Below are 25,791 nucleotides of genomic sequence, written 5' to 3' on the forward strand. Positions count from 1 at the left end.
GCGGCCGAGGTCTTTCCCGAACTCCCCTGCCCGGCAGGCCCGCTGAGCCGTCGGGACCGCCCGCCCTGCCCGCCCCCTTCCCGGGGCGCGCGAAGGGCCGGCCCGCAGGGGCTCCCCGTGGGGGTGGGGGCTCCTGCGGGCCGGCGGTTCGGGGGTGCGGGGTGCTACTTCCTGCCGCCGTGGTGGGCGGCCAGGGCCAGGTCCTGCTGGAGGGCGTAGTAGGCGGGCTTGGGGGCCATGTTCACGTCGTAGAGCAGGCCGTAGCCGGTGCCGGCGAAGGTGCCGGGGATCCAGGAGTCGCCGTCGTAGACGCCCCAGGCGGTGAACGAGATGCACTGCTCGACGAGCTGGCAGCCCTTCAGCATCTCGGAGAACTCGTACGGCTGGGCGAACGCGGCCAGCTGGCTGGTCGGCACCTGCTCGGTGGAGTTGTTCACGAAGGTGCGCACGTCGGCCTCGGTGACGGCGACCTTCAGGCCCAGGTCGCCGTACGCCTGCAGGTCGGCCTGGAAGCGCTGGGCGTCGAAGCCGTACTGGGTGTCCAGGTGGCCCTGCTCGCCGATGCCGTCGATCGGCACGCCCTGGGCGCGCAGCTTCGCGAAGAAGTCGTGCACGGCCTGGAACTTGGCGTTGGTGCCGTCCTGGCCGGCGATGTTGTAGTCGTTGTAGAACAGCAGCGCCTTCGGGTCGGCCTGGTGGGCCCAGCGGAAGACGTCGGCGACGACGCCCTCGCCCAGGTTCTTGATCCAGAAGTCGTCGCCGTTCAGGCCGTTGGGCAGCGCGTTGGCGTCCCAGGAGTTGGCGAACACCTCGTTGGCGACGTCCCACTGCCAGATCTTGCCGCGGAAGTGGGTGACCTCGTCGGTGACGTGCTTGCGCAGGATGTCGCGCAGCTGGTCCTTGGTGACGGTGCCGTTGTCGACGCCGGTGGTCAGCCAGGACGGCAGCTGGTTGTGCCACAGCAGGGTGTGGCCGCGGACCTGCTGGCCGTGCTGCCCGGCGAAGGCCACCAGCCGGTCGGCGGCGGTCCAGTCGTAGGTGCCCCGGGTCGGCTCCACGGCCTCCCACTTCATGGCGTTCTCCGGGGTCACGACGGAGAACTGGTTCGCGACGAGGTCGGTGTACGGCTTGTCGCTGCCCAGGTGGGCGTCGTCGACGGCGGTGCCGATGCCGAGCTTCTGCTGCGCGCCCAGGGCGCGCAGCGAGTCGGCGGGCACGGACGGCTTCTTGTCCTTCTCGGGGGCGGCGGACGCGATCGCGGACGGGACGAGCATGAGGACGGCGGCGGTGGCGGCCGCGGCCGCGAGCTGGCGGCGTAGCTTCACAACGAACTCCTTGACGCCTGCGGGTGGGGAGGGAAGGAATTTCGAAAGTTTCGAAATATCGATCGAACTTCCAAGAAGCTAGTGCCGAAAATCGGCCGCAGTCAATAAGGCTGCACACACCAGGAGTTGCTTCTTTCCCCGGAGACCACCCCGAGTCGACCGCCGGGACGACCCGACTGGGCAGCGGAAACTCCCGAACCGGCCGGTAGCAAAACTTTCAGGCCCATTGTCGGTAGTTTTCATTGACGGGCCGGTCGGCGGCCGCCTACTCTCCTGCTCGGCGGAGGCCCGCCGACACGGAACCGCCCGCCGCACCTCAGGGGGTGCGGCGGGCGGCCGGGCGGTCGGCGCGGGCCGGGTCAGCCGTCGGTCTCCGCCGACGGGAGGTAGGCGCCGGGGACGTCGGCCGGGGCCAGGACGCTCTGCTCGCCCGGGTACGGGGCGGCCCAGTCGTGGGCCTCGTACCAGGTGAGGTGGTTCATCTGGGCCGGGTTGGCGCGGTCCGCGGCGGCGTCCGGACCTGACAGCCGCTGCTGCTGCTTCCAGTCCGACCACTTCCGCGCGGTGTCCGCCTCGGCGGCCGGGACGGTTCCGGCCGGGGCGGCGGCGGCCGCCGGGTTCTGCGGGGCCGGGACGTCCAGGCCGCAGGAGGGCGCGGTGGCCAGGCCGTTGGTCAGCGAGGTCCGGTTGGGCAGGGCGGTGAACGGCGTGTAGTCGGGGGTGGCGGTGAAGGCCCCGGTCATCGGGGTGGCCGCGGTGTCCTTCTGGTTCATCGGCTTGATCCCGAGGATCTGCTCGATGGTGCGGACCACGTTGATCTGCGAGTAGTAGCGGCTGTCCACCACCCCGTGCCGGGCGTACGGGCTGATGATCTGGATCGGGGCCCGGTGGCCGTCGACGTGGTCCAGGCCGGCCTGGGAGTCGTCCTCGACGACGAAGACCACCGAGTCCTTCCAGTACGGGCTGTGGGTGATCTCGTCGACGATCCGGCCGACCGCGAGGTCGTTGTCGGCGACCTGGGCGGCCGCGTTGGCGGGGCCGCCGGTGTGGTCGCTGGAGAGCCAGAGCATGTTGAGGTTCGCGGGACCGTTGCGCTCGAAGTCCTGCTTCCAGATCTCGGCGCGGTAGACGTCCGGGACGCTGGTGTCGAACTTCGGGAAGGCGGGCACCGACACCGCGTTGAGCGAGGGGATCGGCGAGGAGGAGACCAGCTGGTAGGCCGAACCGGCGCCGGTGGCCTGCATGTTCTTGCTGTCGCAGTACAGGTTCTGCCAGGTCGCGCCGGACGGCTTGGTGAGGAACTGGTGGAACTCGCCGAAGTCCCGCACCGACCTGCCCGCGGCCTGGGCGCCGCTCCACAGCGTCCCGCTGGCCTGGTGGCCGAGCGCGTCGTCCTCGGTGTCGTAGCTGCGCAGGTACTCGCCCGCCGAGGACTCGGTGTACTCCGGGTTGTCGGCCTGCATCAGCCAGTTGTGGCCCTCGGCGGAGTTGGTGCCGATGTCGTACGTGTTGTCGTACAGCCCGAACCGGGCGGCCAGCGCGTGCTGGTTGGGCGTCACGTTCTCGCCGAACTGGGCGAGTGCCGCGTCGCCGTTGCCCTGCGGCATGTCGCCGTAGACCTGGTCGTACGTCCGGTTCTCCTTGACCAGCAGGAAGACGTGCTTAATCGTCGAAGGGTCGCCGATCCGGTCCGGGACGGGCACGGCCTTGGCCTTGTCGCCGGTGGCGAGCTTGGCCGCGTTGTTGGTCCAGTTGTTCTGCGCGAAGACCTTCGCGGTCTGCTTGCGGATCTCCTTGTCGCCGGGCAGCGCGAAGCGCACCACGCTGGAGGTGGTGTCGTGGGTGGCGTGGCCGGCCGCGGCGGTGGGGCGCAGGGCGTCGATGCCTCGGGTGCTGGAGACCAGCACGTCGTTGCCGGAGGAGGTGATCTCGGCGGGGAAGTAGTCGGTCGGCAGCAGGCCGACGTAGCTCGCCGGCTCCTGCGGGCCCGCGTACCGGTAGACCGCGACCGCGTTGGCCCGGCCCAGCGTGACCAGCAGGCGGCCGTCGTCGGTGAGCGTCACCGCGTTGGGCTCGTAGCCGATCGAGGCCTCGGACCAGGGCCGGGTGGCTATGGTCTGCACGACCCGGTCGTTGCGGGTGTCGATCACCGAGACGCTGTTGGACGCGGTGTTGGTGACGAACACCGCGCCGTTCTTCGCGTACACGGCGGTCGGGTGCAGGCCCACGTCGACGCTGCGCGGCGCGGCCGACGGGTCGGCCGGGTCGATCACGCTGACCGTGCCGGTGGTGACGGCGCCGGTCTCCCGATCGGCCGGGACCTGCGTGCCGTACGAGTTGAGGGTGCTCTCGCCGGGCTCCGCCGGGCGGCCGCCCTCGTTGCCGACGTACAGCTTGCCGCCCGCCAGCGCCAGGCCGCGCGGCGCGTTGCCCACCGCCCAGCTCCGCTCGACGGTGCCCGTGGCGGTGTCGATCGCCACCACCCGGTTCTGGCCGTTGACCGCCGCGTACGCGGTCGAGCCGTCCGCCGAGAAGACCAGCCCGGCCACCAGCGCCTGCTGCGAACCGCTCTTGGCGATCTTCACGTACACCGGCCTGGTGACGCTGCCGTCCGGGTCGACGTCGAAGCGGGTGTAGCCGTCGGGCTGCCCCAGCCACAGCTGCTTCCCGTCCGGCGAGTACGTCGGGCCCTCCTGGCCCACGTTGTTGCCGCTGATCCGCGGGACGGAGGCGGCCGCGCTGCCGACGAGCTGCTGCACCTTCCAGTTCCGCACGTCCACGATCGCCAGCGCGGCGCCGCCGTCGGTGATCGCGGCCGCCAGGTGGGCGCCGTCCGGGCTCACCGCGGACGACACGATCTTCCCGTTGGGGATGACCAGCCGCTCGCCGTACGGGTCGACGTACTGGTTGTCGGAGACCAGTCGGCCCCGCTCGTAGACCTGGCCGACCTGGTTCTCGCCGAAGGCGTCGGTGTGCGCGAAGCCCACGCCCGCGCTCGCCGTCAGCACCACCGCGGTCGCGGCGGCCGTGAACAGCGTCCGGCGGCGGGCGCGGGGCCCGCCGCTTCCGGGAGCGTCGTCACCGAGTCGGCGACGTGTGACCTGCATGCTGCGTCATCCCTTCGAAGGAGCGGGGAGCAGCTCGACGTCGCCGTCGAACTGCCAGAGCGGGTTCGGTGCGTCTCCGGTGGGGGTGCGCACCAGGAAGTAGCCGTTCACTTCCTTCGGCCCGTCGCCGTCGGCGACGAACCGCCCGTCGGGGGCGATGTCCAACTGGTAGACCGCCGTGCCGGTCGCCTCGGTGCCCGGCAGGTGCCAGGTCACCGTGCAGCGCCAGTCGTTGCCCGGGCCCTCCGGCTCGACCAGGGTGCTGCCCTTGTCGCACGCCGCGGAGACCCGCAACTCCTCCTCGCCGACGTCCGGACGGTTCAACTCGGCGGTCTGCAACCGGTACAGGTGCGCGAAGGCGGTGGCCAGCGCACGCTGCACCTTCTGCTGCCCGATGCCGGAACCGGCGCCGCCCACCGCCGGGGTCAGCACTCCGGCCGACACCGCCAGCAGCGCGACCAGCGGCAGCGCCCCCAGCAGCACCGCCCGCCGCCCCGAACCGTCGTGCGCCGGAGCGGTGAAGTCCCGCCGCAGGAACAGCGCCCGGGCCAGCAGCGTCGCCGCCACCGCCCACACCAGGCTCACCACGACCCCGACCAGCAGCGGACCGAACTGCGCCGGGCCGGTGAACAGGCCGTTCCAGGAGACGAACGCGTACCCCGGCAGCGCCAGGCGCACCCCGACCGGCAGCGGCATCAACTGCGCCAACTGCACCGCCAACGCCACCAGCGCGGGCAGCAGCAGCCCCATCGGGGACCGCCCCAGCGCGACCGAGCCGAGCAGGCCGATCCCGGCCAGCGCCAGCGTCGGCGCCAGCGCGCACAGCCAGGCCAGCAGCACCCGCAGCGCGGCGTCCCCGGGCGACAGCAGGTGCCCGTCCAGGCCCACCAGCGGGTGGTTCCCCACCGCCAGCAGCCCGCCGACCGCCCCCGACACCGCCAGACCCGCCACCAGCAGCACCAGCACGCCCGCCCCGGCCAGCGCCTTCGCGGCGAAGATCCGGCGCGGCGAACGCACCGCCACCAGCAGGTGCCGCCAGGTGCCGAGCCGGTCCTCGGCGGCGAACACGTCACCCGCCACCACCGAGGTCAGCAGCGGCAGCGCCCAACTCCCCGCGAACCCCAGCACCACCAGCGGCCCGGCCCACCCGGTGGCGTGCATCCACCGGCCGAACAGGGTGTCGGTGGGCAGTGTGTCCTGCTGCGCCACGGCGGCCACGAACAACCCCGGCGCCAGCCAGCAGACCAGCACCAGCAGGCGGATCCGCCACTGCGAGACCAGCTTGACCAGCTCGAACCGGCAGACCCGGGCCACTCCGACCCGGCCGGTGGGGGAGGCTCCGAACGCGGCTCCGGCGACGGCTTCGGCGACGGGTTCCGTCCCGGGTCCGGCCCCGGGTCCGGTCCCGGTGCGGGCGGTGGTCATCGGCGGGCTCCTTCCGGCTGCGGCCGCTGTTCGGTGAGGGCGAGGAAGGCGGCCTCCAACGGCGAGACCACGGGCGCCAGTTCGCGCACCGCGACGCCGTCCCCGACCAGCTGGGACACCAGGGCGTCCAGCGCGGGCACCCGGGCGCGCAGCACCAGCCGCTCGGCGTCCGGGCGCGGTCCGGCGGCCGCGGCCGGGTCGGGGTCGAGCAGCCGGACGCCGGGGGCGCCGGCGGCGGTCCGGCGGGCGGCCGCCGGGTCGGAGGTGAGCAGCCGGTAGTCCAGTTCGCGGTCCCCGGCGGCGAGTTCGCGCAGCGGGCCGGAGAAGGCGACCCGCCCGGTGGCCAGGATGGTGACCTCGGAGCAGAGCGCCTCCAGGTCGTCCATCCGGTGGCTGGAGAGCACGACGGCGGCGCCCTCCGCGGCGAGCCGGTGCAGCACCCCGTGCACGTGCCGCTTGCCCGCCGGGTCCAGCCCGTTGGCGGGCTCGTCGAGCACCAGCAGCCGGGGCCGGGCCAGCAGCGCGGCGGCCAGGCCGAGGCGCTGGCGCATGCCCAGCGAGAAACCGCCCACCCGGTCGTCGGCGACGTCGGTCAGCCCCACCTGGTCGAGCGCGTCCGCGACACCCGCCCGGTCCGCACCCCGGCCGCGCAGGCCGGCCAGCGCGACGAGGTTCTGCCGGGCGGTCAGCGAGGGGTACAGGCCCGGGCCGTCCACGAACCCGGCGACGCCCTCGGGAGCGGCGAGCGCCCGCCCGACCGGCACGCCCAGGATCTCCAGGCCGCCCCGGTCGGCGACCGCCAGCCCCAGCAGCAGGCCCAGCAGCGTCGTCTTCCCGGCGCCGTTCGGCCCGACCAGACCGTGGATCCGGCCCCGGGCCACCGCCAGGTCGACACCGTCGAGCGCGACGACGTCACCGAAGCACTTGGTGACGCCCCGGGCCCGGACCGCGAGGAGCGCGTCCATGAAGTCCCTTCCTCCGTAGCCGAAGGAGACCCTAGGGACTTGTCGCCGTACGATCAGGAGGCGGTTCCTGAACGCTCGTGGAACGAAATGCGATGACCGGCCGCACAATTGACGCCCGCCGACCGGCCCGCCGTGGGCCGCTCACCGGCTCACGCGGGCGGCTCCGGGGCGGTGGCGCAGGCCGGGCGGGTGCGGGCGGCGAGGGCGAGGTGGGCCACCGGCGGGTACGTGGAGTGCGCCTTCCACGGCACGCCGGTGCGGGTCGCCGCCCACCCCGCCTGGACGACCGCGTACAGCACGCCCCAGGCCGCGGCCGCCGCCGGCGCCCGGTCGGGCCAGCGCCGGTGCCAGTGCTGCCGCTGCCGCTGCCGGTGTCCGGGCGCCGGCACCGGGCCGGGGTCCGCCGACGGCCGTGGATCCGCGGGGACTGCCACCCTGACCTCCGTCACACGCTCCGGGCGCGCCGAGCCGCACCCGTCCTCACGTCCTCCCGGCCTTCCGGCCCGCCGGGCCGGGGGCGTCCACCGCTCGGGCCGCCCGGCCTCAACCCGCAGGCGGAGAGGGGGTCGTGGGACTCCGCCTGACGGAGGATCAGCTGCGCGGTCCCCGCCCCGGCGGTCCACGGACGCGGTAGCGGGCGGCGGCCGGGTACCGCGGACGCGGTACGCCGGGTGTCCGCGGACGGGGGACGACGCCGGGCGGGGCCGCGGGGGAGGGTGGGGGAGACCGGGAGAAGGCCGAAAAGGGGAGTCGCGCATGTCCGTCCTCGCACGCTGGTGCCACCGGCACCGGCTCGTCACCGTGCTGCTGTGGTTGGGCCTGCTGGTCGGCCTCGGGGCGGTCTCGGGCGCGGTCGGCACCAAGTACAGCGACAGCATGTCGATGCCCGCCACCGAGTCCAGCCGGGCGCTGGAGCTGCTGAAGGAGCAGATGCCCGCCGCGGCCGGCGACACCGACACCGTGGTGTGGCGCACCGCGACCGGCACGGTGGACGACCCCGCCGTCAAGGAGCGGATGACCGCGGCGCTGGACGCCATCGCGCACAGCCCGTCCGTCGCCTCGGTCTCCGGCCCGTACGCCGAGCGCGGCGCCCGGCAGATCAGCGCCGACGGCACCACCGCGTACGCCCAGGTGACCTTCACCGGCGACGCGCGCGCCGTCCCCAAGGCCGACGTCGAGCACGTCATCGACCTCGCGAAGCAGGCCCGCACCGACGGGCTGGACGTCCAGCTGGGCGGGCAGGCCGTGCAGAACACCGAGACCGAGATGGGCGGCCTCAGCGAGATCATCGGCATCGTCGCCGCGCTGGTCGTGATGACCCTGGTGTTCCGCTCCGCCTGGGCCGCCGCGCTGCCCGTCCTCACCGCCGTCGCGGGCGTCGGCACCGGCGTGATCGGCACCGGGCTGCTCAGCCACGGCATGAGCATCGCCTCGGTCGCGCCCACCCTGGGCGTGCTGGTCGGCCTCGGCGTCGGCATCGACTACGCGCTGTTCATCGTCAACCGGCACCGCAAGGGCCTGATGGCGGGCCTGAGCGTCCAGGACGCCTCCGCGAAGGCGCTGAACACCTCCGGCCGGGCCGTGCTGTTCGCGGGCCTGACCGTGGTGATCGCGCTGCTCGGCATGCTGATCCTCGGCATGGGCTTCCTCAACGGCATGGCGGTCTCCGCCGCGCTCACCGTCGCCCTGACCGTGCTCGCCGCGGTCACCCTGCTGCCCGCGATGCTCGGCCTGCTGAAGCTGCGGGTGCTCAGCCGCGCCCAGCGCCGCCGCCTGGCCGAGCAGGGCCCCGGCGAGGAGCACACCACCGGGTTCTGGCCGCGCTGGGCCGCCAAGGTGCAGGCCCGGCCCACCGGCAGGGCGCTGGTCGCCCTGGTGCTGATGCTCGCCGTGTCGCTGCCGGTGCTGTCGCTGCGCCTGGGCAGCTCGGACGCGGGCAACAACCCGAAGTCCAGCACCTCCCGGCAGGCGTACGACCTGATGGCCGAGGGCTTCGGCCCCGGCTCCAACGGCCCGCTGCTGCTGGTCGCCGAGGCCCCCGCCGCCGCCGACCGGGCCGCGCTGGACAGCCTGGTCGACCGGCTGAAGGGCCTGGACGGCGTCGCGCAGGTCGCGGCCGCGCCGATGAAGGACGGGCAGCGGGTCGGCATCGTCCAGGTGGTGCCGACCACCTCCCCGCAGTCCGCGAAGACCTCCGAGCTGATCACCGAACTGCGCGAGCACACCGTCCCCGCCGCCGAGGCCGGCACCGGCCTGCAGGTGCACGTCGGCGGCGCCACCGCCATCTCCGCGGACTTCGCGGACGTGCTGATCTCCAAGCTGCCGCTGTTCATCGGGATCATCGTCGGCCTGGGCTGCCTGCTGATGATGGTGGCCTTCCGCAGCCTGCTGGTGCCGCTGATCGGCGTCGCGATGAACCTGCTCACCATGGGCGTGGCGTTCGGCGCGATCGTCGCGGTGTTCCAGTGGGGCTGGGGCTCCGAGGCGCTCGGCGCGGGCGCGGCCGGGCCGGTCGAGGCCTTCGCCCCCGTGATGATCATCGCGATCCTGTTCGGCCTCTCGATGGACTACCAGGTCTTCCTGATCAGCCGGATGCACGAGGAGTGGACCCACACCCGGGACAACCACCGCGCCGTCCGGGTGGGCCACGGCGAGACCGGCCAGGTCATCACCGCCGCCGCCGTCATCATGGCCTGCGTGTTCGCCGCCTTCCTGTTCGGCGGCCAGCGCATGATCGCCGAGTTCGGACTCGGCCTGGCCCTGGCCGTCCTGCTCGACGTGCTGGTGCTGCGGATGGTCCTCGTCCCCGCGTTGATGCACCGCTTCGGCGCCGCCAACTGGTGGCTGCCCGGCTGGCTCGACCGCCTGCTGCCGCACGTCTCCGTCGAGGGCGAGCCCGACCCGGCCCCCGTCCGGGAACCCGAGCTCGCGGACGCCCGGCGCTGACCCCCGCGGGCCCGGCCGGTCACCGCCACCGGTCGGGCCCGCTGCGTACGGTGCGTACGGTGAAGGAGTGCGAACGGTGGAGATGCTCAGACGGTGGTGCGGCGGACGGCCGCGACGGACCGACGTGGCGCTGGCGCTGGCCTGCTTCCTGATCGCCGCGCCCGTCACGGCGGCCACCGCCTACCACCGCGACGCCTCGATCCCCGGCTACCTGCTGTTCCTGCTGCTGTCCTGCCTGCCGCTGCTGGTCCGCAGCCGGTGGCCGGTGCAGGTGGCCGCCGCCACCGTCGCGGTCGGCGTGGTCGAACTGCTGCTGCTCCCGCTCTCCCCGGGGCGGCGGCCGGAGTCCCTCGGGATCTCCATGTTCGCCGTCGGCTTCGCGCTGTACGCCGTCGGCACCCGCACCGACCGGCGCACCGCCTGGCGCACCGGCTGCTGCGCGGCCGCCGCGCTCACCCTCACCGCGCTGATCGTCCGCCCCGGCCTGGAGGAACTCCCGCAGAACCTCGGCCTGATCGCCTGGCCCTGCCTGTCGGTGGCGATCGGCGACGCCGTCCGCAGCCGCCGCGAACTGCTCGCCTCCGCCGTCGAACGCGCCGAACGCGCCGAACGCACCCGCGAGGACGAGGCCCGCCGCCGGGTCACCGAGGAGCGGATGCGGATCGCCCGCGAACTGCACGACGTGGTCGCCCACCACATCACCCTGGTCAACGCCCAGGCCGGCGTCGCCCACCACCTGATGCGCACCGACCCCGAACACGCCTACCAGGCCCTGGAACGCATCCGCGACACCAGCCGCGCCGCCCTCGACGAACTCCGCGCCACCGTCGGACTGCTGCGCCACAGCGGCGACCAGGCCGCGCCCCGCGAACCCGCTCCCGGCCTGGCCGGGCTCGACGACCTGCTCGACGCCTTCCGGCACTCCGGCCTGCCCGTCGCCCTGGAACGCTCCGGCGCCCCCGCCGACCTCCCGCCGATCACCGACCTGACCGCCTACCGGATCATCCAGGAAGCCCTCACCAACACCCACAAGCACGCCGGGCCCGCCACCGCCCGGGTCCGCCTCGACTTCGCCCCCGAGCGACTGCGGGTCACCGTCGAGGACGACGGCCGCGGCACGAGCGACGGGGACGGCGCGAGCGAGGGGGGCGACGGGGGCGACGGGGCACGTGCGGGCGAGGGCACCGGGCACGGCATGATCGGCATGCACGAACGGGCCCGCGCGGCCGGCGGCACCCTCACCGCGGGGCCCCGCCCCCGCCGGGGCTTCCGGGTCCACGCCGAACTGCCGCTGCCCGCCGCCACCGGCCGCACGTGCCCCCGACCATGAGAGAGGGCTCCCGCCCATGACCGTCCGAGTCCTGCTCGCCGACGACCAGGCCCTGCTGCGCGGCACCTTCCGGCTGCTGATCGACTCCGCCCCCGACCTGGAGGTGGTCGGCGAGGCCGGCACCGGCCGGGAGGCCGTCGCGCTCGCCCGCTCCCGGCGCGCCGACCTGGTCCTGATGGACATCCGGATGCCCGACCTGGACGGCCTCGCCGCGACCAAGCTGATCACCGCCGACGAGGACCTGGCCGGCGTCAAGGTCCTGATCCTCACCACCTTCGAGAACGACGAGTACGTGGCCGAGGCCCTGCGCGCCGGAGCCGGCGGCTTCCTCGGCAAGGGCATCGACCCGGAGGAGCTGCTGGACGCCATCCGGGTCGTGGCGGCCGGCGACTCGCTGCTCTCCCCGGCCGCCACCAAGGCCCTGATCGGCCGCTTCCTCGCCCAGCCCGACCCCGGCCGCCGCGCCGCGCTGCCCCGGCTCGACGTGCTCACCGCCCGCGAGCGGGAGGTGGTCGCCCTGGTCGCGGCCGGCCTGTCCAACGACGACATCGCCGAGCGGCTGTTCGTCACCCCGCTCACCGCCAAGACCCACGTCAACCGGGCCATGACCAAGCTCGGCGCCCGGGACCGCGCCCAGCTGGTCGTCATCGCCTACGAGACCGGCCTGGTCCGGCCGGGGAGCGCGTGACGCGTCACCGTCCGCCCTGCTCCGCCCCCAGGTAGGCCAGCACGGCCCGCACCCGGCGGTTGGTGTCCTGGTCGTCGGCCAGGCCGAGCTTGGCGAAGATCGCGGTGGTGTACTTGCTGACCGACCCCTCGGAGAGGAACAGCCGGCCCGCGATCGCCGCGTTGGACAGCCCCTCGGCCATCAGCGCCAGCACCGAGCGCTCCCGCTCGGTCAGCGCGGCCAGCGGGTCCGCGCGCATCGGCCGGCCCAGCAGCTTGGCGACCACCGTCGGGTCCAGCGCCGTCCCGCCGTCGGCGACCCGCTGGACGGCGTCCATGAACTGCCCGGCGTCCAGCACCCGGTCCTTGAGCTGGTAGCCGATGCCGCCGTGCCCGTCCGCGAGCAGCTCGCGCGCGTACAGCTGCTCCACGTGCTGCGACAGGATCAGCACCGGCAGCCCCGGCACCGCCCGGCGCGCGGTCAGCGCGGCCTGCAGGCCCTCGTCGGAGAAGGCCGGGGGCAACCGGACGTCGACGATCGCCACGTCCGGCCGGTGGGCGAGCAGCACCTCCAGTGCGGCCGGCCCGTTGTCGACGGCCGCCACCACCTGGTGGCCGTACGCCTCGACCAGGCGCACCATCCCGTCCCGGAGCAGGAACAGGTCCTCGGCTACGACAATTCGCACGGCACCGCCACAGTGATACGGGTTGGTCCCCCGACGGGGCTGTCGATCTCCAGGCGCCCGCCGAAGGCCGCCATCCGGCGCCGCACGCCGTCCAGCCCGGAGCCGGGGGTCGCGGCGGCCCCGCCGGTCCCGTCGTCGCTCACGGTAGCAGTGAGCGTCCGTGCCGCGTACGACAGTTCGACGCCGACGCGCTCGGCGTGCGCGTGCTTGACGGCGTTGGTGAGCAGTTCGGCGACCGAGAAGTACAGCGCCGCCTCGACCGGCCGCTCGGGCCGGGCCGGCACCCGGCTGACCACGTCCACCTCGACCACCGCGTCCAGGGCCAGCGCCCGGACGGCGTCCACCAGGCCGCGTTCCACCAGCACCGGCGGGTTGATGCCGCGCACCAGCGCCCGCAGCTCGGCCAGCGCCCCGGCGGAGTTGGCCCGGGCCTCGGCGAGCAGCCGCTTCGCCGCCTCCGGGTTGCTGTCCACCAGGTGCTCGGCCGCGCCCATCGACATGCCCAGCGCGACCAGCCGGGCCTGCGCGCCGTCGTGCAGGCCGCGCTCGATCCGCTCCAGCTCGGCGGCCTGGGTCTGCGTCAAGTCCGCCCGGATCTCCTCCAGTTCGGCCACCCGCCAGCCCAGCCGGGTCGACGTCACCGGCCCCAGCAGCGGCCGGCCGACCGGCCCGAGCACCCGCCAGGCGAACGGCGCCGCCACCAGGCCGGCCGCCGACAGCGCTGCGCCGAACAGCGGTTGACCGGCGATCAGCACCGCACCCAGGACCAGCGCGAGCAGCGGCAGCGCCGCGACCGGCAGCACCGTCACCGACGCCGCCAGCATCCACACCCCGTCCCAGTGCAGCTGCGGATCGTGGAACCTGGCGTGCACCCGGGCCCGGCGCCGGGCCTCCCGCTCGGACCTGTGGTACTCCTGCCCGTCCCACCAGAACCCGGTGGCCATCCTGGTCACCGGCCTCGGCTCCCGGTACGCCACCGCCGACTCCAGCCCCAGCCAGCGCCCCGCGCACCGCCGGGCCGCCCCCGCCAGCGCCCGGCTGGTGAACGGGTGCACCGTCCACACCGCGACCGCCACCCACACGACCACCAGCAGCGTCTCCCCGAACACCGCCAGCGCCCGCAGCGGCCACGCCGCCGTCATCCCCGCCGACCACGAGTACACCAGCGACGACCCCGCCCACCCCACCGGCACCGCCACCAGCGCGAACAGGCAGGTCAGCCCCACCAGCACGGCCGACCGCCACAACCCGGCCCCGACCGCCGCCCCCCACCGCAGGAGCCCGCCCCCCGACGCCCCACCCGTCCCGCCCGTCCTGCCCGTCCCGCTCATCGACCGGTTCCCTTCACAGCGGTGATCGATCCTGCCGGCCGGGAGCACCCGAACCGCGCGTTCCCGGCCCTCCCGACCCTCCCGACGCTACGGACCGCCCGCCCGCCCCGACATGGGCCTACCCGCACGACCGGGTGGGCCTGGCCCCACCCCGCCCGTCCGCCGGCCCGGCCCCGCCCGTCCGCCGGCCCGGCCCCGCTCGGACGGCACCCCTCAGACGACGTCGAACTCGTTGCCCTCGGGATCCCGCATCGCGGCGGCGTACAGCCCCGAGTCCGGCTCGTCCTTGATCCGCAGCACCGTCGCCCCGGCCTCGACCAGCCGTTCCACCGCGGCCTCGACCCGCCGCACCCGGACCTCCCGGGGGACGTCGCGGCCGCCACCGACCTTCAGGTCGAAGTGCCACCGGTTCTTGCCGGTCTTGGGCTCCGGAACCTGCTGGAACCACACCCGCGGCCCGTGCCCCGCCGGATCGACGATCGACTCCGGGACGTCCCCGGCCCCGGCCGGCAGCTCCTCCTCGGGCACCCCCAGCGCCGCCCAGTAGGCCCGCCAGGTGGCGTGCCCCTCCGGCGGGGGTTCCGGCACGTAACCCAGGGCCTCCGCCCAGAAAGCCACCATCCGCTGCGGGTCGGCGCAGTCGATCGTCAGTTGCAGCGTCGTCTCCATCCGGGCAGCGTCCCAGACGGGTCCGACGACCGACCCGCCGGGTCGCGGCCCTGCTCAACTCCCGTCCGAGCTGCGGGGATCGCCGTGCACCTCGCTCCAGACCAGTTCGCGGGCGGTGCCGTGGTCGCGGGACGGCGGGGAGTAGTCGTGCCCCCAGCGGTCGCCGAGGGCGAGCGCCGCCAGGACGGCCCGGTGGTCGCCGGAACCGCCCGGACCGCCGGGCCGGTTGATCGCGAGGGTGATCCGGTAGCCGGTCGGGGTGGTGGTCAACCGGGCCTCCCCACCGCCGGCTTGCGAGAGCCGCTCGGCGATCTACCAGGCCCGCCGCCGTGACGCGCCGCTCACGAGGCGGCGCCCGGCGTCGGGAGCGCGGTGGGCAACTCGCCACCCGGATCGGCCGGTTGGACCAGCGACTCGGCCGGCTGGTCCAACCGGGCGGCCCTGAACGCCTGTTCCAGCGGATCGGCGGCCTGCTCGATCTCGGTGAACCCGCCGCGCGGGAACCGCCGGAGGACGTCGGTGTCCTCCAACGGCTTTCCGGTGTGGAGCACTTGCTTCCTCGTCTCGGGATCGATGCGGACGGAGATCGATCAGTTCGCCGACCGCCGCGCGGGCCGGGTGATTCCCGCCCGCACCAGGTCCGCGAACGCGGGGTGGCGCACCCCGCACCGGTCGACCGGCCAGGGCTCGCCCCCGCCCCCGTTTCCGACCCCGCCCCCGTTTTCGCCCCCGCCCTTGCCGACGGGGAGGAGGAGCAGTTCGCCCTGCTCGGTCACGCGGGAGAACTCGCCGACCCGCCCGGTCACCGTGTCGACCAGCAACTCACCCTGCTCGTAGGGAAGTTCGATCCTGCTCGTTCCGGTGAACTCCCCGCCGCGCACGGCGTGCACGTAGGGAGCGCCCGTCCAGACCAGGGTGGCCAACTCGCTCGCCACCTCCGGGGTGACGCCACCGAGCTGCACCAGGTACCCGCCGGTGACGGTCCTCTCCACCGCCAGCGACGGCAGCTTCAGGCCCGCCGAGCGGAGGGCCTCCCGTACCGCGTCGCGCACCTTGTGCGCGAAGGCACGGTCCTGCCTCTCCAGCCGGTCGAGCAGGGAATTGCCCATCGATGGTCACCGCCTGTCTCCATGTTCTCGTCGGTGCGTAACCAGCATCGGCGGAAAGCGGTACGGTGAACAGGAGGGGAAGCCTGACATTGGCGGAGTGTCATGATCCATCCGGGGAGCGGAGTTGGCGCGTCGCGCTGGGGAGGTGGGCGAGAGCCCGGCGGACATGACCCCGGCCGCTTTCGGTTGGCTGCTGGAGGTGTTCCGGGAGAAGGCCGGCCTCAAGAAGGCCGGGCTGGCCCGGGAAGTGCACTGCGACCCCTCGCTCATCAGCCGCTTCGAGTCGGGCGAACGGGTCCCGGCCGTGGAGATGGTCCACCGGATCGACCGACTCCTCGGCGCGGACGGGCTTCTGGTCAACGCCTACGGCCGCGTGGGCTGGTACCGGGAGGTGGCGCACCCCGAGTGGTTCCAGGTGTTCGCCGAGCGCGAGGCGCGGGCGGAGGAAGTGCGGCGGTACTCGATCAGTCTGATTCCCGGTCCGTGCCAGGAGCCCGGATACGCGGCAGCGGTTTTCAAGCGGAGGCAGATCAACCCCACTCCCGACTGGATCGAGGCGAGAGTCGCCGCTCGAATCAGTCGTCAGGCTCGCTTCCTGGCCGATGACGGCCCTCTGCTCTCCGTTGTCCTCGACGAAGCGGTGATCCGGCGTGCGGTAGGAGGGCCCCAGGTGATGCACCGTCAACTCGATCACCTGCTGGCCCTGATGCGTCGGCCCAACATCGTGATTCAGGTCGCTCCGCTGGAGCTTGGCGACCGCACTCCTGCTGGCACGTCATTCACCCTGCTGACCATGCCTGACGGGCAGCGGCACCTCTACTCGGAGAGCCTGACTTCCGGGCACTTCACCACTGATCCGGACGAGATCACGTATTACTCCCGCGCCTATGATTGGCTTCGCGGCCATGTGCTCTCCGTTCCGGATTCGGCCGCGCTGATCCGCCAAGTCATGAAAGGACTGGTCAACTCCATGTCCGCACAGCGATCCGACATCGAACCGCTCCGGCCGCTCGCTTGGTTCAAGTCCAGCTCGTACAGCGACCACAACGGCGGAGACTGCGTACAGCCCGCCCTGAACCTGGCGGGTTCGCACGGCGCCGTGCTCGTTCGGGACAGCAAGGATCCGCAGGGCCCCGTTCTGTCCGTCTCTCCCGCCGCCTGGAGCGCCTTCGTCGAGGCGGCCGGGCGTGGAGGGTTCGGCGGGATCTGAGGGTCCGGGCCGAACTGCTCCGTCGCTCGCCCGACTCGAGTCCTGTTCGTGCAGCAGCAACAGCATCGGCGGGAAGCGGTGCGGTGACCGGGCGGAGGGACGTGACTCCGACGGGCTGTCACGTTCCGCAATCCGGAGCCGAGTTGACGCGACGCGCCGGGGAGGCGGTGGCGCGCGCCCGAAGCGCCCTCTGCCGGGGGATCTCGGCGGGCGACGTACCGGTGGCGGCCGGGCGCGTTCAGGGCCGGCCGGCCACGGGTCGAGAACGGACCGGAGATGCTTATCCGAGAACGGATCTGACCGTCGGGCTCACCACCGCCACCCCGTTCCTCGTGACCTCGGGCTCCCGCCCGGTGCCCGCTCCGCAACTCGGGGACGGCCCGGATCCCGGCGAGAGCCCCTCGCTCTGCTGATCAGGTGTGGAATCGCGCCAAGGACAGGGTCAACCGGGCAGGGTGGCACCGGCTTTCCGCGCCTGCGCCCGGGCCGCGCGGAGCCCGCCGTACGGGCCCGCCGAGCGCTGCCGACAGGGCATGATCGGTGCGGTGACCCGTCCGCTGCGGTGCGGCCGGGAGCCGAGCGGTGCCCGGGGCGGGGAAGGAGCGGTGCGGGTGGACCCCGTCGAGAAGGTCTTCTCGCGGGCCCGGCAGGGGAGTTTCCGCGAGGTTCTCCCCGAGCTGTTCCCCGGGCTGGTCCCCGAAGCGGAGCGGCGCGCCTGACGCGGCGGCCGCGCGGCCGAGGCCGGGACGGGCCCGGTGCGGCCCCGGTCGCAGCGGCCAACCTTCCACCGTGGAGCCCTACTTCGACCCGGTTCCCCTGCTCGGCGACGCGCGCGGGGAGTTCCGGGGCCGCTGGGCCGACCGGCAGTGGCTCAACGTGCCCGGCCCGTTCTACGGAGCCGACACGGACAACTGCGGCACCGGCCGCCTGCACGCCCCGGAACTCGTCCTCTACGAGGCCGACCACTTCACCGAGTACGTGTACCGGCAGCCCCGGACCGAACGGGAGCTCCGGCGGCCGGCCGACGCCGCCGAGGCCGAGGCGTTCTCCGGGTACGGCTGCGACGGCGACGACCACTGGACGCCGGCGGCGGTCCGGGAGTGGTGGCGCGACCGGGGACGGATCGGGGAGTACCTGGTGGACCGGCGCGCCGACTGGGAGGACTTCGACGCGAAGGCGCGGCAGGGCGTGGCCGCCGCCGCCGAGGACTACGCCGCTTACCTGGAAGGCGAGTTGGCCGACCACCTCCGGGCCTACCTCTTCTGGCTGGAGGAACGCCGCCCGCCCAGGGCCACGGACCGGCTGCCCCCGCTCTAGACCCTGTCCGGCCGGCACCCCGCGTCCCGCCCGGATCCACCGCAGACCCGGCACCGCCCGCCTCCGCCGGAACCCTCCCCGCCCGTGGCCCGCCGCTCGGCGCGGGGTCAGGGGCGTCCGGCCAACTGCTCGCGCAGGGCGGCGAGTCGGGCGAGTCGGGTGTCGAGGGCGGTCAGGGCGGCCGCCGTGTCGGAGCGGAGCCGGGCCCGCGTCTGCTCCAGCCCGTCCAGCAGTCGCTCCCAGTGGACGTCGGAGGCCCCGGGGACGGCCGGTGCGGCCGTGGCGGGGTCAGGCGCGGCGCCGGTTGCTGGCATCGCGGAGTCGGCCGGTGCGGTCGGCCAGGGCGTCGAGGCGGGTGGCGAGGTGGGCGTGGCCGGCGCCGAGGTGGGGGCGGATGTCGCTGAGCGGGGCGAGCAGGTCGGCGGCGTCGGCGGTGCCGAGGGCGGCGGTGAGCGTCTCCTGGGCGGGGCGGGCGCCCGGGCCGAGGCCGAGCCCGGTGAGCTGGGCGGCCAGGACGCGCAGCTCGGCGGCGTGCTCGCGGGCCCAGGCGCTCACGGAGCGCTCGGCGGCCCGGTGGTCGCGGACGGCCTTGACGCGCTCGGCGCCGGTCTCCGCGGCGAGGGCGGCCCCGGCGCGGCGCAGCCGCAGGTAGCGGTTCTCGGCGGCCTGGCGGCTGGCCACCCCCATCGGGTGGGCGAGGTCGGCCCAGGTGGCGCCGGCGGCGCGGGCGTCCTCCACCAGGCCGGCCTCCCACCCGGCGAGCTGGGTGCGGAGCTCGCGGAGCAGGAGCAGGGCGGCGAGGGCCGGTTCGGGGCCGGTGTCGGCCCCGGGGCCGGACTCCGGGCGCCCGGCGGCCGCCGCCGCTCCGGGCTGCCGGGCGGTGCGGACGGCGTCGTCGATGGCGGCCAGCGCCGCCGCTGCGGCGAGCAGCGGCACCGGCTCGGCGGGCGTACGGCCTGTGGGCTCGCGGCCGACCGGTGCTCGGTCGACCGGCGTGCGGTCGGTGGGCGGCTTTCGAGTCATGTTGTCACCCTAATGACGACACCCCTGTTTTGTCATCCATCCGATGACGTGTTACAACGGATCCAGGTGATGTGCACCGGCACTCTTCGATCCGACTGGAGGTGTTTCGCGATGCTGCTGCGCACCGACCCCTTCCGCGAACTCGACCGGCTGACCCAGCAGTTCCTGGGTTCGACCGGTACCTGGTCGCGTCCGACCCCGATGCCGCTCGACGCGTACCGGGCCGGCGACGAGTACGTGATCTGCTTCGACCTGCCGGGGGTGGACCCGGAGGCGATCGACATCGACGTCGAGCGCAACATGCTGACCGTCAAGGCCGAGCGCAGGCCCCGCCACCAGGGCGACGACGTGCAGTGGGAGCTGTCGGAACGGCCGCTCGGCGTCTTCTCCCGCCAGGTCATGCTCTCCGACACCCTCGACCCGGAGGGCATCACCGCCGACTACGAGGAGGGCGTGCTGACGCTCCGCATCCCGGTCGCGGAGAAGGCCAAGCCCCGCAAGGTGGCAGTCGCGCACAGCGGCACCCGCAAGGAGATCCGGGCCTGACCCGGGCCTGGTCCGGGCCCGGCCGCGCCGTACCCGCGGGCACGGCGCGGCCCGGACCCTCCGCCCACCGGCCCGCACCCCCGTACGGGCCGACCGTGAACAGCGAGCAGCCCATGACGGACGGATCGGACCACGCGGCGGCCCCCGCCCTGGTGCGGGCCGGCGGCGAGATCGACCTCGACACCGCCCCCGGGGTCGGCCGCGAACTGGCACGCGCCCTGGCCGCGCACCCGGAGGTGGTGCTCGACCTCTCCGCCGTCACCTTCATGGACTGCGCGGGCCTGCGCGTCCTCCTCGGCGCCCGCGCCCTGGCCGACCGGAACGGCGCCCGCCTCGCCCTGCGCGGAGTGGGCCCACCCGTCGCCCGCCTGCTGGAACTCACCGGCCTGGACGACAGCCTCGCGCCGCGCCCGGCCGCGCGCGTCCCCGTGGTCTGCGCGGCGCGCCCAGCGGCCGGGCCGCCGGGAGCCGGCCCCGACACCTGACCGGCCCCGCTCGGGGGCCGGCCGGCGGGAGGGCCCGGGCTCAGGGCCGGGCGGCGAGGGCCGGGTCGGGGGTGTCGAGGGACTGGAGGATCTGGTCGACGCTCTGCTTGGCGTCGCCGAAGAGCATGCTGGTGTTGTCGCGGAAGAAGAGCGGGTTCTGGACGCCCGCGTAGCCGGAGGCCATGGAGCGTTTGAAGACGACGACGCGTTCGGCCTCCCAGACCTTGAGGACGGGCATGCCGGCGATGGGGCTGGCGGGGTCGTCGAGGGCGGCGGGGTTGACGGTGTCGTTGGCGCCGATGACCAGGACGACGGAGGTGCGGGCGAAGTCGTCGTTGATCTCGTCCATCTCCAGGACGATGTCGTAGGGGACCTTGGCCTCGGCGAGCAGCACGTTCATGTGGCCGGGCAGGCGGCCGGCCACCGGGTGGACGCCGAAGCGGACTTCGACGCCGCGTTCGCGCAGGCGGCGGGTGAGGTCGGCGACGGGGTGCTGGGCCTGGGCGACGGCCATGCCGTAGCCGGGGGTGATGACGACGGACTCGGCGGCGGCGAGGAGTTCGGCGGTCTCCCGGGCGCTGATCTCGTGGTGCTCGCCCTGTTCGGCGTCGCCGCTCGCGGGGGCCTCGATGCCGAAGCCGCCCGCGATGACGGACAGGAAGGACCGGTTCATCGCCCTGCACATGATGTACGAGAGGTAGGCGCCGGAGGAGCCGACCAGCGCGCCGGTGACGATCAGCAGGTTGTTGTCGAGCAGGAAGCCCGCGGCGGCGGCCGCCCAGCCGGAGTAGCTGTTGAGCATGGAGACCACCACCGGCATGTCGCCGCCGCCGATGGAGGCGACCAGGTGCCAGCCGAGCAGCAGGGCGAGCACGGTGACGGCGACCATCAGGCCGAGGGAGGGCGAGGCGGTGAACCAGGCGGTGAGCGCGACGAAGGCGCCGAGCGCGCCCAGGTTGAGAGCGTTCTTGCCGGGCAGCACCAGCGGGCGGGAGGCGATCTTGGCGGAGAGCTTCAGGTAGGCGACGATCGAGCCGGTGAAGGTGACCGCGCCGATGAAGATGCCGATGAACACCTCGGCGTGGTGGATCGACAGCAGGTCGGCGGCCACGGAGGTCTGGGCGGCGCCGTGCCGCTCCACCTCCAGGTAGCTGTTCCAGCCGACCAGCACGGCGGCCAGGCCGACGAAGCTGTGCAGGACGGCGATCAGCTCCGGCATCTCGGTCATCTCGACCCGGCGGGCCCGCCACAGGCCGATCGCGGCGCCGAGCGCCATCGCGAGCAGGATCAGCGCGACGGCGCCCGCGCTGATCGAACGGGAGGCGACCACGACCGTGGCGGTCAGGGCGAGGGCCATGCCGGCGATGCCGTAGACGACGCCGGCCCGGGAGGTGCGGTGCTGGGAGAGGCCGGCCAGGCTGAGGATGAACAGCAGGGCGGCGACCAGGTCCGCGGCGTGCGCGGCGGTGAGGGACGTCATCTCGGCTCAGCCTTTCGAGAACATGCTCAGCATGCGGCGGGTGACGGCGAAACCGCCGAAGACGTTCACGCTGGTCAGCAGGATCGCCACGAAGGACAGCACGGTGACCAGGGTGCTCTCGTGCCCGATCTGCAGCAGCGCGCCGATCACGACGATCCCGGAGATCGCGTTGGTCACCGACATCAGCGGGGTGTGCAGGGCGTGGTGGACCTTGCCGATCACGTAGTAGCCGATCACCACGGCGAGCGCGAAAACCGTGAAGTTCTCCGCCAGTTGGGGCGGTGCGAAGGCGACCAGCAGGAACAGCGCGAGCATCCCGGCGCCGATCAGCCCGAACCGGACGGCTGGCGTCATCCGCGAAGGCCCGGGGGCGGGCGCCGCAGCCGGGGGAGCGGCGGGCGCGGCGGCGGGCGCCGCCGAGACGGCGACCGGCGGGGGCGGCCAGGTGGTCTCCCCGTCGCGGACGACCGTCACCGCGCGCTGCACCACGTCCTCGAAGTCGATCGCCAACTGCCCGTCCTTGCCCGGGGTGAGCAGCTTCAGCAGGTTCACCAGGTTGGTGCCGAACAGCTGCGAGGCCTGCGCGGGCAGCCGGGACGCCAGGTCGGTGTAGCCGATCAGGGTCACCCCGTTGTCGGTGACCACCGTCCGCCCGGGCACCGTGCCGGCCACGTTGCCGCCCTGCGCGGCCGCCATGTCGACCACCACGCTGCCCGGCTTCATCGCCGCCACGTCCTCGGCGGTGAGCAGCTTCGGCGCGGGCCGGCCGGGGATCAGCGCGGTGGTGACGACGATGTCCACGTCCGCCGCCTGGGCCCGGTACAGCGCGGCGGCGGCCCGGTCGTAGTCCGCCGAGGTGGCCTTCGCGTACCCGTCGGAGCTCGCCTCCTGGGCGGCCTCCACGGCCAGGTACTCGCCGCCCAACGACCGTACCTGGTCCGCGACTTCGGGGCGCGGGTCGGTGGCCCGGACGATCGCGCCGAGGCTGGACGCGGCACCGATCGCGGCCAGCCCGGCCACGCCCGCACCCGCCACCAGCACCTTCGCCGGCGGGACCTTCCCGGCCGCGGTGACCTGTCCGGTGAAGAACCGCCCGAAGGCGTGCGCCGCCTCGATCACGGCCCGGTACCCGGCGATGTTGGCCATCGAACTGAGCACGTCCATCGACTGCGCCCGGGAGATCCGCGGCACCGCGTCCAGCGACAGCGCCGTCACCCCGCGCGCCGCCAGCGCCGCCAGCAGCTCGGGCCGCTGCGCCGGCGCCAACAGCCCCACCAGGGTGGCGCCTTCGCGCAGCCGCTCCACCTCGGCGTCCGACGGCGCGTTCACCTTCAGCACCACGTCGGCGGCCCAGGCGTCCCCGACGGCGGCACCCGCCGCCTCGTACGCCGCGTCGTCGAACCCGGACGCCGCACCGGCCCCCGGTTCGACGACCACGTCGTAGCCGAGGGCCAGCAGACCGCGCACGGTGGCCGGGGTCGCCGCCACCCGGGTCTCCCCGGGTTCGGACTCGGCGGCCACGCCGACCCGTTGGGGCGGGCGGGGTGAGGAGTCGTATCCAGACATCGCTCGTTCTCTCTCGTCGGAGGAGGTGGTGCCGGACGTGTTCCGTGACGAAGGGGAAGTACTTCCCCTGGTCGCAGGAACCTAGACTCCCGACCCCCTCCGGCAGAACGGGGCGAACGGTGAAATGTGTCACCACAACTCCCACCGACCGGACTACACCGCCACCCGCCGACCCGCCCCGACCGGGCACGGGGCCGGGGGCCGGACGCCGCGCGAACCGTCGAAGACCCGAACGGTGACCGAGGAGACCTCCCCAGACGGACGCGACCGGGCCGGACCCGGAGGTGAGCGGGGCCGCCCCGCCCGCCCGCCGCTGACTGATCGTCAGTCTCGCCTGGCACGCTGCCTCCCATGACCGACAGCAACCCCACCCCGCGGCGCGCCGACTGGGGCACCACCTTCCTCGGCAGCCAGCCGATCCCCGTCCACTGCGGCCGCCTCGCCTACGACATCGACCTCGGCGAGTGGGAGTGCGCCTGGTGCGACGACCGCGTCCACGTCCGCGACGTCCCCGACTGGCCGCACCCCGCCAGGAGTCAGGCCCCGACGCCCCTGACCTCGGAGGCACTGGGCACCGGCCGGGTCGGAACGGGCCGCGGCGGCACCGCGTGAGCGGCACGGGCACCCTGACGCGGCGTCGGCGCCGCGGTGCGATCGGGGCGGGTGCCTCCGGGCACGGGCCCCGTTACGGAGGGTGATTCGGAAACAGGCCGATGTGTCGGAATTTACCTGGCAGGTCTCGCTTGCTGGACGGGCGTGTCGCGACTGCCGGGCGGTCCGCGGGGGCCGGGGGGCCGGGGGACCGCCGGTGGGCGGGGCCGCGGGGGCCCGCGAATGCCTTGACGGGCTCCCGGCCGATCGCGCGGCCCGGTCGAGGGGCGGGTCGGGGCCGGGGAAAACGCCGACGGCGGTCGCGATGTGTCGTCCAGAAAATGTTAGTCAGTATCATTTCCGGCCGAATCCGCGGCTTTCGCGGAACCGCTCGCCTGTGGCGGCTCCGGCGCGGGGCCTCGCGGTGGAGCGCGGAGCGCTCCTCCGGCGGGCCGCGGTCCGGTGGCGGTCGAACGGAGCCGGGAACGCCGCCCCGGCCCGGGGCCGAGGGCGGACGCCCGGCCCGCACCGGGGGTGCGGGCGGAGGCGGATGCGTTCCGCGGTCGCCCGGAACCCCGGAGGGAATCCGGCGCTCGGGGCCGCTGAATCCTCCCTTTTACCTGGGAGGGTGATTCGGAGTTCTCTTCCGGGTGGATTCCCGGTGGTTTCCCCGATGCGGTGCGATCAGGTGGTGCGACTGGAATGCGTGCGAGTCAGTGCGAGTTCCAGGAGTTCGTCGAGATCGTATTCGGCTCGTCCGGGGCGGCCGTACCGGGTGAGTTTCCCGCGGCTCGCCCATTTCCGGATGGTCGATTCGGCGACCCCGCTCGCCATTGCGGCGAGATTGGTCGGCACGGTGCGCCGACGCGTTCTCCGGCTGTTGGTCTCCGTCATTCCTGTTCCCCGTTCCCTGCTGCGCGCACCCCGGCGGCGGGGTGGATTCCGCGAGACAGCAGCAGCCATTGGTGCGGCGGCCAGAAATGCCCGGCGCCGCAGCGTATCTTCCGGATCGGGGCGGAGTCCTCGGCCCGCATGGTGGAGAACATGACACCGTCGCAACCGGGCTGGACGCAGGGGCCGAGTTCGAGCCGGACGGCGGTGTCCGGGTGGGCGGCCCGGTCGGCGGACGCGACCAGGGCGGTGACCTCGTCGGCGAAGTCGGTGGCGGCCGGGTGGGCGGCCAGCCAGTCGAGGTGGTCGGTCAGGAAGCGGACCAGCGCCGGGACGGTCTGCTGCTCGGGGGTCTTGGAGCGGTGCTCGCCCACCACCAGGGCGGTCCAGCAGCGCAGGACCGCGAGCATCTCGGTCCGGGCCGCCAGCGCGGCCTCGTCGAGCGGCGGGCCGGTGCCGCGGGTGCCGCTGACCCGCTCCTTGGGCCGGCCGGCCGGCGGGGCGAGGGCGAGCGCGCACTCCTCGAACAGTCCGGGCAGGGCCGCCAGGTCGCGCTGGAGCCGCGAACTCCAGCCGGCGGGGGCGGTGCGGTGCCGGGTGGCAGGAGCCGCGGCCGCGCGGGTGCGGGGCGCGGCCGTCCGGTGCGTGCTTGTCGGACGGAATTGGGTGCTTGACTTCACGTTGCTAGTCCGTTTCGTCGAACCGTTAAAACGGGAGCCACAGAACGTGGGGCGACATGTGGAAAAGGAACGAGAACACGCATAAGGAAACCACGGCCCGCGGGTGTGGTGGATTCCGCTGAATGGCCGGTGCGTGAAATCCGTCCGAAGGTGTCGCGCCGGGCGGTCGGGGGAGCGGCTATTCCCTGCCCGGGGGGCGGCGCCGCCTCGGTGACGCAACCGCCCGATTGTCGTATTCGAATGGACATGCCTGCCGTGAGTCCATGAGCGCTCTTCCCCCGTGTGCTCGTGCCGTGGCCAGAGCATAGATGCCGCTTGAACGTCGCGGCCGAAGCATTAATACCATCACGACAGTGATGCCAGTCACATGAATGACATGGGCATGCCTCGAGGGTTACTCGCCGACTTGTTGCTTGCCGGTCCATAAGGTTAGTGACTAACAT

At 73.7% G+C, this 25,791-nt stretch carries 25 protein-coding genes; 8 read left to right on the forward strand and 17 right to left on the reverse strand.

Annotation, left to right across the window (positions count from 1 at the left end):
- Positions 1 to 164: 164 nt before the first annotated feature.
- The 5 genes from OO48_RS15285 to OO48_RS15305 all read right to left on the reverse strand — a co-directional run bounded on the left by OO48_RS15285 (position 165) and on the right by OO48_RS15305 (position 7,211).
- On the reverse strand, positions 165 to 1,325 hold the full coding sequence (locus OO48_RS15285; RefSeq protein WP_033216349.1) for an endo-1,4-beta-xylanase: 1,161 nt from the start codon (positions 1,323 to 1,325) through the stop codon (positions 165 to 167).
- 359 nt (positions 1,326 to 1,684) lie between these two features.
- Positions 1,685 to 4,432, reverse strand: coding sequence for a bifunctional YncE family protein/alkaline phosphatase family protein (locus OO48_RS15290; protein WP_033216351.1), 2,748 nt, complete (start codon positions 4,430 to 4,432; stop codon positions 1,685 to 1,687).
- Between the two features lie 6 nt (positions 4,433 to 4,438).
- Positions 4,439 to 5,857 (reverse strand): ABC transporter permease, encoded by a 1,419-nt coding sequence (locus OO48_RS15295; RefSeq protein WP_033216353.1) that lies wholly within the window; start codon positions 5,855 to 5,857, stop codon positions 4,439 to 4,441.
- A complete protein-coding gene (locus tag OO48_RS15300; RefSeq protein ID WP_033216359.1) occupies positions 5,854 to 6,822 on the reverse strand; it encodes an ABC transporter ATP-binding protein in 969 nt (322 codons plus the stop codon). The genes OO48_RS15295 and OO48_RS15300 overlap by 4 nt, the downstream gene beginning before the upstream one ends.
- Before the next feature lie 149 nt (positions 6,823 to 6,971).
- Entirely contained in the window at positions 6,972 to 7,211 is a 240-nt protein-coding gene (locus OO48_RS15305; protein ID WP_033216360.1) for a hypothetical protein, read from the reverse strand.
- Positions 7,212 to 7,578: 367 nt separating this feature from the next.
- Here OO48_RS15305 and OO48_RS15310 point away from each other — a divergent pair, with 367 nt between their 5' ends.
- From OO48_RS15310 to OO48_RS15320, 3 genes are all read left to right on the forward strand, one after another.
- Positions 7,579 to 9,768: an MMPL family transporter gene (locus OO48_RS15310; protein ID WP_033216361.1), complete on the forward strand. Its 2,190-nt coding sequence runs from the start codon at positions 7,579 to 7,581 to the stop codon at positions 9,766 to 9,768.
- Between the two features lie 82 nt (positions 9,769 to 9,850).
- Positions 9,851 to 11,098 (forward strand): sensor histidine kinase, encoded by a 1,248-nt coding sequence (locus OO48_RS15315; protein ID WP_033216428.1) that lies wholly within the window; start codon positions 9,851 to 9,853, stop codon positions 11,096 to 11,098.
- Positions 11,099 to 11,114: 16 nt separating this feature from the next.
- Positions 11,115 to 11,786: a response regulator gene (locus OO48_RS15320; RefSeq protein WP_033216362.1), complete on the forward strand. Its 672-nt coding sequence runs from the start codon at positions 11,115 to 11,117 to the stop codon at positions 11,784 to 11,786.
- Between the two features lie 4 nt (positions 11,787 to 11,790).
- Here the strand turns inward: OO48_RS15320 and OO48_RS15325 are convergent, their stop codons facing one another.
- From OO48_RS15325 to OO48_RS15350, 6 genes are all read right to left on the reverse strand, one after another.
- Positions 11,791 to 12,450 (reverse strand): LuxR C-terminal-related transcriptional regulator, encoded by a 660-nt coding sequence (locus OO48_RS15325; protein WP_033216366.1) that lies wholly within the window; start codon positions 12,448 to 12,450, stop codon positions 11,791 to 11,793.
- Positions 12,435 to 13,682, reverse strand: coding sequence for a sensor histidine kinase (locus tag OO48_RS15330; RefSeq protein WP_209439489.1), 1,248 nt, complete (start codon positions 13,680 to 13,682; stop codon positions 12,435 to 12,437). The genes OO48_RS15325 and OO48_RS15330 overlap by 16 nt, the downstream gene beginning before the upstream one ends.
- A gap of 312 nt (positions 13,683 to 13,994) precedes the next feature.
- Positions 13,995 to 14,450 carry a VOC family protein gene (locus OO48_RS15335; protein ID WP_033216368.1) on the reverse strand — a complete coding sequence of 152 codons (456 nt, stop codon included), beginning with the start codon at positions 14,448 to 14,450 and terminating at the stop codon, positions 13,995 to 13,997.
- A 54-nt stretch (positions 14,451 to 14,504) separates the two neighbouring features.
- Positions 14,505 to 14,720 carry a hypothetical protein gene (locus OO48_RS37425; RefSeq protein ID WP_033216370.1) on the reverse strand — a complete coding sequence of 72 codons (216 nt, stop codon included), beginning with the start codon at positions 14,718 to 14,720 and terminating at the stop codon, positions 14,505 to 14,507.
- Positions 14,721 to 14,791: 71 nt separating this feature from the next.
- A complete protein-coding gene (locus OO48_RS15345; RefSeq protein ID WP_033216373.1) occupies positions 14,792 to 15,001 on the reverse strand; it encodes a hypothetical protein in 210 nt (69 codons plus the stop codon).
- A gap of 39 nt (positions 15,002 to 15,040) precedes the next feature.
- The gene (locus OO48_RS15350; RefSeq protein WP_033216375.1) at positions 15,041 to 15,559 is read right to left on the reverse strand and encodes a hypothetical protein; all 519 of its coding nucleotides are present in this window, start codon (positions 15,557 to 15,559) and stop codon (positions 15,041 to 15,043) included.
- A 145-nt stretch (positions 15,560 to 15,704) separates the two neighbouring features.
- Here OO48_RS15350 and OO48_RS15355 point away from each other — a divergent pair, with 145 nt between their 5' ends.
- Together OO48_RS15355 and OO48_RS15360 are read left to right on the forward strand one after the other, a co-directional pair.
- Positions 15,705 to 16,769, forward strand: coding sequence for a Scr1 family TA system antitoxin-like transcriptional regulator (locus tag OO48_RS15355; RefSeq protein ID WP_051732158.1), 1,065 nt, complete (start codon positions 15,705 to 15,707; stop codon positions 16,767 to 16,769).
- A 789-nt stretch (positions 16,770 to 17,558) separates the two neighbouring features.
- Positions 17,559 to 18,086, forward strand: a complete 528-nt coding sequence (locus tag OO48_RS15360) for a ferredoxin family protein (RefSeq protein WP_033216376.1) — start codon at positions 17,559 to 17,561, stop codon at positions 18,084 to 18,086.
- Positions 18,087 to 18,193: 107 nt separating this feature from the next.
- Here the strand turns inward: OO48_RS15360 and OO48_RS15365 are convergent, their stop codons facing one another.
- Positions 18,194 to 18,400: a hypothetical protein gene (locus tag OO48_RS15365; protein ID WP_033216377.1), complete on the reverse strand. Its 207-nt coding sequence runs from the start codon at positions 18,398 to 18,400 to the stop codon at positions 18,194 to 18,196.
- Complete coding sequence (locus OO48_RS15370; RefSeq protein ID WP_245194657.1) at positions 18,375 to 19,109, reverse strand: hypothetical protein; 735 nt, start codon at positions 19,107 to 19,109, stop codon at positions 18,375 to 18,377. Before OO48_RS15370 ends, OO48_RS15365 begins: the two co-directional genes overlap by 26 nt.
- Before the next feature lie 111 nt (positions 19,110 to 19,220).
- Between OO48_RS15370 and OO48_RS15375 the strand changes: the two genes are divergently transcribed.
- Positions 19,221 to 19,655, forward strand: a complete 435-nt coding sequence (locus OO48_RS15375; RefSeq protein ID WP_033216379.1) for an Hsp20/alpha crystallin family protein — start codon at positions 19,221 to 19,223, stop codon at positions 19,653 to 19,655.
- Between the two features lie 113 nt (positions 19,656 to 19,768).
- Entirely contained in the window at positions 19,769 to 20,140 is a 372-nt protein-coding gene (locus tag OO48_RS15380) for an STAS domain-containing protein (RefSeq protein ID WP_033216380.1), read from the forward strand.
- A 40-nt stretch (positions 20,141 to 20,180) separates the two neighbouring features.
- Here OO48_RS15380 and pntB read toward each other — a convergent pair whose 3' ends face one another.
- Both pntB and OO48_RS15390 read right to left on the reverse strand, forming a co-directional pair.
- Positions 20,181 to 21,620: a Re/Si-specific NAD(P)(+) transhydrogenase subunit beta gene (gene pntB, locus OO48_RS15385; RefSeq protein WP_033216381.1), complete on the reverse strand. Its 1,440-nt coding sequence runs from the start codon at positions 21,618 to 21,620 to the stop codon at positions 20,181 to 20,183.
- A gap of 6 nt (positions 21,621 to 21,626) precedes the next feature.
- Positions 21,627 to 23,186, reverse strand: coding sequence for a Re/Si-specific NAD(P)(+) transhydrogenase subunit alpha (locus OO48_RS15390; protein ID WP_033216382.1), 1,560 nt, complete (start codon positions 23,184 to 23,186; stop codon positions 21,627 to 21,629).
- Positions 23,187 to 23,537: 351 nt separating this feature from the next.
- On the opposite strand from OO48_RS15390, the gene OO48_RS15395 reads away from it, so the two are divergent.
- Positions 23,538 to 23,798, forward strand: a complete 261-nt coding sequence (locus OO48_RS15395; RefSeq protein ID WP_033216383.1) for a hypothetical protein — start codon at positions 23,538 to 23,540, stop codon at positions 23,796 to 23,798.
- Positions 23,799 to 24,461: 663 nt separating this feature from the next.
- Here the strand turns inward: OO48_RS15395 and OO48_RS36260 are convergent.
- Positions 24,462 to 24,671 carry a MerR family transcriptional regulator gene (locus OO48_RS36260; protein ID WP_081952143.1) on the reverse strand — a complete coding sequence of 70 codons (210 nt, stop codon included), beginning with the start codon at positions 24,669 to 24,671 and terminating at the stop codon, positions 24,462 to 24,464.
- The gene (locus OO48_RS15400) at positions 24,668 to 25,348 is read right to left on the reverse strand and encodes a hypothetical protein (RefSeq protein WP_051732159.1); all 681 of its coding nucleotides are present in this window, start codon (positions 25,346 to 25,348) and stop codon (positions 24,668 to 24,670) included. The genes OO48_RS36260 and OO48_RS15400 overlap by 4 nt, the downstream gene beginning before the upstream one ends.
- Between the last annotated feature and the right edge of the window lie 443 nt (positions 25,349 to 25,791).

Source organism: Kitasatospora phosalacinea (genome assembly GCF_000716545.1).
GTDB lineage: Bacteria > Actinomycetota > Actinomycetes > Streptomycetales > Streptomycetaceae > Kitasatospora > Kitasatospora phosalacinea.

Excerpts from the sequence above, each read along its gene's own strand:
- OO48_RS15290 (WP_033216351.1), bottom strand. The coding sequence starts at position 4,432 with ATGCAGGTCACACGTCGCCGACTCGGTGACGACGCTCCCGGAAGCGGC.
- OO48_RS15295 (WP_033216353.1), bottom strand. The coding sequence starts at position 5,857 with ATGACCACCGCCCGCACCGGGACCGGACCCGGGGCCGGACCCGGGACG.
- OO48_RS15300 (WP_033216359.1), bottom strand. The coding sequence starts at position 6,822 with ATGGACGCGCTCCTCGCGGTCCGGGCCCGGGGCGTCACCAAGTGCTTC.
- OO48_RS15310 (WP_033216361.1), top strand. The coding sequence starts at position 7,579 with ATGTCCGTCCTCGCACGCTGGTGCCACCGGCACCGGCTCGTCACCGTG.
- OO48_RS15315 (WP_033216428.1), top strand. The coding sequence starts at position 9,851 with ATGCTCAGACGGTGGTGCGGCGGACGGCCGCGACGGACCGACGTGGCG.
- OO48_RS15320 (WP_033216362.1), top strand. The coding sequence starts at position 11,115 with ATGACCGTCCGAGTCCTGCTCGCCGACGACCAGGCCCTGCTGCGCGGC.
- OO48_RS15335 (WP_033216368.1), bottom strand. The coding sequence starts at position 14,450 with ATGGAGACGACGCTGCAACTGACGATCGACTGCGCCGACCCGCAGCGG.
- OO48_RS15350 (WP_033216375.1), bottom strand. The coding sequence starts at position 15,559 with ATGGGCAATTCCCTGCTCGACCGGCTGGAGAGGCAGGACCGTGCCTTC.
- OO48_RS15365 (WP_033216377.1), bottom strand. The coding sequence starts at position 18,400 with ATGCCAGCAACCGGCGCCGCGCCTGACCCCGCCACGGCCGCACCGGCC.
- OO48_RS15370 (WP_245194657.1), bottom strand. The coding sequence starts at position 19,109 with ATGACTCGAAAGCCGCCCACCGACCGCACGCCGGTCGACCGAGCACCG.
- OO48_RS15375 (WP_033216379.1), top strand. The coding sequence starts at position 19,221 with ATGCTGCTGCGCACCGACCCCTTCCGCGAACTCGACCGGCTGACCCAG.
- OO48_RS15380 (WP_033216380.1), top strand. The coding sequence starts at position 19,769 with ATGACGGACGGATCGGACCACGCGGCGGCCCCCGCCCTGGTGCGGGCC.
- pntB (WP_033216381.1), bottom strand. The coding sequence starts at position 21,620 with ATGACGTCCCTCACCGCCGCGCACGCCGCGGACCTGGTCGCCGCCCTG.
- OO48_RS15390 (WP_033216382.1), bottom strand. The coding sequence starts at position 23,186 with ATGTCTGGATACGACTCCTCACCCCGCCCGCCCCAACGGGTCGGCGTG.
- OO48_RS15395 (WP_033216383.1), top strand. The coding sequence starts at position 23,538 with ATGACCGACAGCAACCCCACCCCGCGGCGCGCCGACTGGGGCACCACC.
- OO48_RS36260 (WP_081952143.1), bottom strand. The coding sequence starts at position 24,671 with ATGACGGAGACCAACAGCCGGAGAACGCGTCGGCGCACCGTGCCGACC.